The sequence below is a fragment of the Paenisporosarcina sp. P4_E4_2 genome, assembly GCF_056401595.1.
Map to the genome: position 1 here is coordinate 23,410 of NZ_JBFUJC010000005.1, position 6,204 is coordinate 29,613.

Here is a 6,204-nt window from a genome sequence, read left to right on the forward strand (position 1 = left end):
GACTCAGACTCGCCTTAAAATGAGGTGATCTTTGCAGATACTTTAACCTCTTCAGAGCGGTTGTAGTAGCACGGGTGCTACAAACAATAACATTAAAACTTTACCATAATGCTAAGGCAGCGTCAACTGCTTCGTCACAATTTTATTGAATGCTTCTTCATATTTTCGATATTGCCATGAGCGAATATTTTGTAATGCGATAAATGTGAAAATCAATGCCAAATGGAGTTGGTCAAATGTCACTACTATAAAAAGTGTTGAAAGACCGATAGACAACGCTAATAGCATCTCGTGATAACGTTTGGGCAAGATAGATTTCAGCGCTTGTCCACCGTCCAGCGGCAAAATCGGAATTAAATTCAATGCTAGTATAGTCAACTGGACTTCATTAAAAAAAGCCTGTCCAGGAAATTGGAAAGGTTGCGCAACTAAATAGAGAATAGCCGTTGCAAGTGGCCCAGCAATCGCAATGAGCCACTGATGATGAGTCGGAGCTAAAAGAAGGTTCTTAATTTTTATTTCTCCCCCATACGGAAGAATGGTGCAACTGGTCATCTTAAGGCCCGTCCATTTTGCTACCGCAATATGTCCTAGCTCATGAATGAGTAATGAGCCGATAATGATGCTGTAATGTGCGAGTTGTGCAGTCGCAATCAGGTAGATAATGATGGGGATCATGATGGGATGCATGCGAATCTTATTGAAGTACATCATTCATCCATTCCTTAATCGCAGTCGGTTCAAGCAATTCTCCATCACGTTCAACTTTCACGAACATGGAACCAGGCTCTACTTCTGCAATCAAGTCATTGGCAGCAACCGCGGTATAAGGTAAATTAGAAAAATTCTCCACAAATCCATACGTCACCGTATCCCCGTTATCATAAAGGACGGTCATCGTTTTCCCAGTATGTCGGGTGTGCCCGGTAAACAGAATAATTCCATCTTCGCGAGCGACCACTTGTATCGCGGTATCATAGGAAACAAGCACGCCTTCCTCATATGGTTGCATAGATTCATACGAAGCCATCGTTGGTATCATAGGGTCCTTTGTGGGTGCAGACACAGGGATGAGTTCTGGTGTCGAGCTTGTTGGAAACTGAGCGAGTACGAACTCGCGAACCATTTGTAGGTCTTTTCCTTCCGTGAACAGAGTGCGAAGTTGTGAAGTTTGGTCATTTCGTTCCTGGATTTGTATCGTTGCGATGATGCCAACGGTAATTATGCAAGCGATGATCCATTTATTTGTGAATTTCATGCCGCAGCCCCCCTTTTCGGGTAGTATATGCGGGGCTTGTTCGGTTTATTTCTATTAATCTGGGGATTTTGATAGTTATAGGGGCAACTTTGATGCTTATTGGGGCAACTATTCGGTTGATGGGGGCAACTTTTGTCCTTATTGGGGCAACTAACCAATTATCTCCTAATTCTTTCTCAGTTCCGAAGTCAAAAATGGTTCTAACACCCAAGGTTTGAATGAAAGCACATAGGTTCGATTGCGTGAGCTACCTATACTATTTTCGGAAACTTCCTTCACTATCCGTTTAATAAAATATTTATCTTCTATTCCCAGCCACCACTTTAATCGATCACTACTCACTTCGCGCCCGAACAATAATAGATATTATTGGAGCGCAGCGATATGAGCACCTTTGTCACGATGGCTACATCGAGTACATAACCATGTTGAAAAGATCCGAGTCATCGATATCTCAAAGCATTTCAAACACCTGACGCCCGTTTTAATTGAAGAATGTGTAACACCGTGGTGCTCAAGAATATCCGTTTCGTAAACTTTATTTCCATTACGCTTAATAATATGACGCACTTTTTTCAACTCTTCATGGGTCATCAATTTCCTATTGTCAGATTCCATTTGCTCAAGGAAATCACACATAGCATCAATAGGGACAGCTTGAAATAATGTAGGAGATTCAATAACAATTCCAGCTCGGCTTGCCAAGATAATGAGTCCTTTTACAGGAAAATCTACTCCATTTCGATTAAGTCTTTTTTGTAGAACTTTCACCGCTCTTTGTAATTGCAATTCTGGATTGCGCATCCCTTCTTTTAACCCATTTTTGATTCGATAGAATTGTTTGTTGCTTGAATCGAAATAAAATTCTCCAGTCATATTTTTCACTTCTAAAACACAAATTAGCTTTTGTGTCACAACAATAATATCGTACTAAGTATTGTCCAAATTGATATGGCGGTAGATAGACACTTTCGGGGTCAGACTTGCTTCCATCAAATAAGCAGTAGTTTTTTCTTCACCTGAAAAACCCGCCTTAATATTACGATAGCTACTCTCGACTTTAGCGGATTTTTCCATCCGTGATTTTAATATACAAATTCGCAACACTTCTAGTTCGTGCGATTTCAAATTATTCAGTCTTCTCCTCTCCTAAAAAAATCCCCCACTCGATCAAAGTGGGGGATTCAGATAAATTATTTTGCAAAAATGGATTTGATTTTGGAGAACATGCCTTTTCGCTCTTGTTCCAATGACATCAATGGAACAGATTCGCCTAGAATACGGCGGGCAATGTTGCGGTAGCCAAGTGCTGCACGATTTGTTGGGTCCATGACAATAGGCTCCCCTTTATTTGAAGAGGTGATGACATTTTCGTCATCCATGATGATACCTAGCAAGTCGATGGATAGGTGCGTCGTGATTTCGTTGACATCCAGTGCATCGCCAGATTTCATCAAATGTTGACGAATGCGGTTAATGATTAATTTTGGCGGTGCAATATCTTCTTGCTCTAGCAAGCCGATGATACGATCCGCATCACGTACAGCTGAAATTTCAGGTGTTGTGACAACGATCGCACGGTCAGCTCCTGCCACTGCGTTTTTGTAACCTTGTTCAATCCCTGCTGGACAGTCAATGACGACATAATCGTAATCGCGTTTTAATTCCGTCACAAGTTCTTTCATTTGTTCAGGATTAATGGCGTTTTTATCAGTCGTTTGTGCAGCTGGCAACAGGAATAATTTATCTTCAAAACGTTTATCTTTTACTAAAGCTTGATGTACTTTACATCGGCCTTCAATTACGTCAACCAGATCATAAATGATACGGTTTTCTAAACCAAGTACAACGTCAAGGTTTCGTAAGCCGATATCGGTGTCGATTAAACAAACTTTCTTACCTTGAAGTGCCAATGCAGTCCCGAGGTTAGCAGTAGTCGTTGTTTTACCAACGCCTCCCTTACCTGAAGTAATTACTATAGCTTCTCCCACATTAGCTTCCTCCTTTAAATGTAGATAATTGCGGTCTTAATAAACGCAGTTCTTGCAATCTATCAATGGCGATGAAGCCATTTGCATGTAAGTATGCACATTCCATTTCTGGTTGTTCCGAAAGAATGGTTAGTTCATCTGTCATGATTTCTAGTGCTTCATGAATCATTAGATGGGTTGCTTCCAACCAAGACGCAGCAATAACTGCTTCTTTATTACCATTCGCCCCTGCATGCGCAATTCCCTTCAAACGACCGAGAACAAAAATATTTCCTCCGGCGATGACTTTGCCATTCGGGTTCACATCTCCCACAACGACCAAGTCACCTTCTGCCCGAACAATCTGTCCAGAACGAACGATGCCGACAAACGTTTCGGATTGACGCTCTAGAATTCGACGGTTGCTTTCTTCAATTGAAATAACATCACTTTGCACTCGTGAAACACGTAAATGTGGTGACGTGTGCACGCTCGCAATGAGTTCTTTGGTCTGCTCTTCAGAACAAAAGCGATTGCCAAGCTGCAGCAAGACTTCCGCTTGTCCATCGATGCCTTCGTCCGATACTTTACGTTTTAGTTCTTCCACCAGTTCGGCATATGCGCATTGATCATCAAGCCGAAGCACTAGACCGTCTTTAGTTCCTTTTATGTAGACTAGTTGCTTTTTCGTCATCAAATGCGTCACCTCGCGCGTAGAATCAATTTGGCTGATTTAACCGTTGCAACAAACGTGCATTGATTACGTATTTAAATGCCCAGCCGAGCACCACTAAGAAAATTGAATTTGCAATCATTGTGGGAATTAATCGTTCGCGTACAAATACAGCAAGCGAAATGTCTGTTAACCCGATCAATGAAAAGAATTGATAAAGCACGAATTCAAGACCTGCTACCAATACAAGTGACAAAGCCGTTGTCACAATCAGATGCTGGTGAATGAATTTCACGATAAAACTAGCAATTAAACAAATTAATGGATATAAGAAAGAGTACAATCCAATAATATCAATGAAAAACACATCATACAAGAGCCCAAAAAGTAATGCATACAACATCGCGCGATTGCGACTATAGTAGATGGAAATGAATATTAAATACATGATGAGAAATCGAGGGATTAAAAAACGATACTCCCCACTAATATCGAGGGGAGAAAATAATCCGAACACAGGTTCAAGATAAAACAGCACGACGGCAATGGCTGGAATAATCAATCGCTTCATGAGGCGTCCTCATCTTTTGAAGTATCATCCGTCGCACTGTTATCGCCGTCTGCACCATTTTTTACTGTTGTCATCGTTCGTTTCGCAATCATTACATGATCAAGTAGTGCAAAATCTGCCGCTGGCTTGATATATGCCATTTTCGTCAGTCCGAAATCGTCTGTCGAGACTTCTGTAATTTCCCCGATTAATATACCTTTCGGGAAAATCCCGCCTAGTCCAGATGACATGATTTTCTGACCTTTTTTAATTTTAATATTGGAATCGATTCGTTTTAAAATAAGTTCTTTTCGTTCATCATCGTATCCTTCTATTAAACCGAATACTTCTTTTTCACCCATTACCATCGCAGATACGCGATAGTTAGGATTTTGAGTGGATAATAGTTCTACAGTTGAAGTGAATGGAGTTGTCAGAACAACTTTCCCAATCAATCCTTGTGCTGTAAGGATGGCCATGTTTTTTTCAACTCCATGGACTTCCCCTTTATCAAGAATTACTTTTTCTTCCCACTGATCAGGATTTCTCGCGATAACAGTTGCCTGAATCGGTTCATAGTCCCTGAGATCGTCCTGCTTGTCTACGATTTCTCGAAGTCTCGTATTCTCGGATGCTAAATCGTTGACGTCCGCTTGTAATTTTGCAAATTCTTCCAAACGACTTTTCAAACGTTTATTTTCATCGTACGTATTTAACAAAGCATCGACACTATCGAAAACACCTGTTATGTACTGAGTTGGTTTTGAGAAAATTGATTGCCCAAAACCAACGACATCCTTAATAATCTGTTCAGGTAACGACGCATTATCGCGATCTCTGAGAGAGAAGCTGATCAATGCCACAAGAAAAATCACCCCGACAAGCAGCAAAATCAAACGCTTATTCGAAAAAAAATGTGGCATTGGAACGGTCCTCCTTAGTGTTTAGAATTTTGGCGAATCATGTTCAAATGATCTAGCGCCATTCCCGTACCAATTGCGACGCAATCCAATGGATTTTCTGCAATGAAGACAGGCATGCTTGTCTCATCACTAATCACTTTGTCCAAGTTTTTCAGTAATGCGCCACCGCCAGTTAAGACGATTCCACGTTCCATTACGTCAGCAGATAATTCTGGTGGAGTTTGTTCCAATGTCTTTTTCACACCGTCGATTATAGCCGAAATCGACTCACGAAGTGCTTCTGCAATTTCTTCAGAAGAAATTTCGATAGTTTTAGGAAGACCTGTAACTAAGTCACGACCACGAATTTCCATTTTCTCGACATTGTCTATTACTCTAGCAGAACCGATTTCCATTTTAATTGCTTCAGCCGTACGTTCACCGATCGTCAAGTTGTACATTTTACGAATGTAACTTGTAATCGCATGATCCATCGCGTCTCCTGCAACACGTACCGATTCGCTTGTTACGATACCACCAAGTGAAATAACTGCAACTTCAGTTGTTCCTCCACCGATATCAACGACCATACTGCCTGTTGGTTCCCATACTGGCAAGTTAGAACCGATTGCCGCTGCAAATGGTTCTTCGATTGTCACAGCATCACGAGCACCCGCTTGACGAGCTGCATCAATCACTGCACGACGTTCTACCGAAGTAATCCCGTATGGCACACAAATCATGACGTTAGGTTTTTTCCACGTACCACCAGAAGCTTTCATCGCTTCTTTTAAATAGTATTGAATCATTGAAGTCGTAATATCAAAATCTGCAATTACGCCATCTTTCAT

Annotated in this window: 8 protein-coding genes and 1 other annotated feature (1 of these 9 only partly in view); all 8 genes read right to left on the reverse strand. The window is 41.2% G+C overall.

Annotation, left to right across the window (positions count from 1 at the left end; all coding sequences use genetic code 11):
- Positions 1-72 (reverse strand) — a sequence feature (ribosomal protein L21 leader region) (it extends 5 nt beyond the left edge of the window).
- Between the two features lie 39 nt (positions 73-111).
- Positions 112-714 carry a metalloprotease gene (locus tag AC1DSB_RS01925; RefSeq protein ID WP_477531862.1) on the reverse strand — a complete coding sequence of 201 codons (603 nt, stop codon included), beginning with the start codon at positions 712-714 and terminating at the stop codon, positions 112-114.
- Positions 698-1,258 (reverse strand): M23 family metallopeptidase, encoded by a 561-nt coding sequence (locus AC1DSB_RS01930; protein WP_016426795.1) that lies wholly within the window; start codon positions 1,256-1,258, stop codon positions 698-700. Before AC1DSB_RS01930 ends, AC1DSB_RS01925 begins: the two co-directional genes overlap by 17 nt.
- A 366-nt stretch (positions 1,259-1,624) precedes the next feature.
- On the reverse strand, positions 1,625-2,173 hold the full coding sequence (locus tag AC1DSB_RS01935; protein WP_477531863.1) for a nuclease-related domain-containing protein: 549 nt from the start codon (positions 2,171-2,173) through the stop codon (positions 1,625-1,627).
- Positions 2,174-2,451: 278 nt separating this feature from the next.
- Positions 2,452-3,249: a septum site-determining protein MinD gene (minD, locus tag AC1DSB_RS01940; RefSeq protein WP_016426793.1), complete on the reverse strand. Its 798-nt coding sequence runs from the start codon at positions 3,247-3,249 to the stop codon at positions 2,452-2,454.
- A 1-nt stretch (position 3,250) separates the two neighbouring features.
- A complete protein-coding gene (gene minC / locus AC1DSB_RS01945; RefSeq protein ID WP_016426792.1) occupies positions 3,251-3,922 on the reverse strand; it encodes a septum site-determining protein MinC in 672 nt (223 codons plus the stop codon).
- Between the two features lie 25 nt (positions 3,923-3,947).
- The gene (mreD, locus tag AC1DSB_RS01950; RefSeq protein ID WP_016426791.1) at positions 3,948-4,472 is read right to left on the reverse strand and encodes a rod shape-determining protein MreD; all 525 of its coding nucleotides are present in this window, start codon (positions 4,470-4,472) and stop codon (positions 3,948-3,950) included.
- Positions 4,469-5,374 (reverse strand): rod shape-determining protein MreC, encoded by a 906-nt coding sequence (gene mreC, locus AC1DSB_RS01955; RefSeq protein WP_477585615.1) that lies wholly within the window; start codon positions 5,372-5,374, stop codon positions 4,469-4,471. Before mreC ends, mreD begins: the two co-directional genes overlap by 4 nt.
- 14 nt (positions 5,375-5,388) lie before the next feature.
- On the reverse strand, positions 5,389-6,204 hold an 816-nt coding region (locus tag AC1DSB_RS01960), incomplete at its 5' end, for a rod shape-determining protein (protein WP_477585617.1).

Coding starts and splice junctions, on each gene's coding strand:
- AC1DSB_RS01925 (WP_477531862.1), bottom strand. CDS start 714: ATGATGTACTTCAATAAGATTCGCATGCATCCCATCATGATCCCCATC.
- AC1DSB_RS01930 (WP_016426795.1), bottom strand. CDS start 1,258: ATGAAATTCACAAATAAATGGATCATCGCTTGCATAATTACCGTTGGC.
- minC (WP_016426792.1), bottom strand. CDS start 3,922: ATGACGAAAAAGCAACTAGTCTACATAAAAGGAACTAAAGACGGTCTA.
- mreD (WP_016426791.1), bottom strand. CDS start 4,472: ATGAAGCGATTGATTATTCCAGCCATTGCCGTCGTGCTGTTTTATCTT.
- mreC (WP_477585615.1), bottom strand. CDS start 5,374: ATGCCACATTTTTTTTCGAATAAGCGTTTGATTTTGCTGCTTGTCGGG.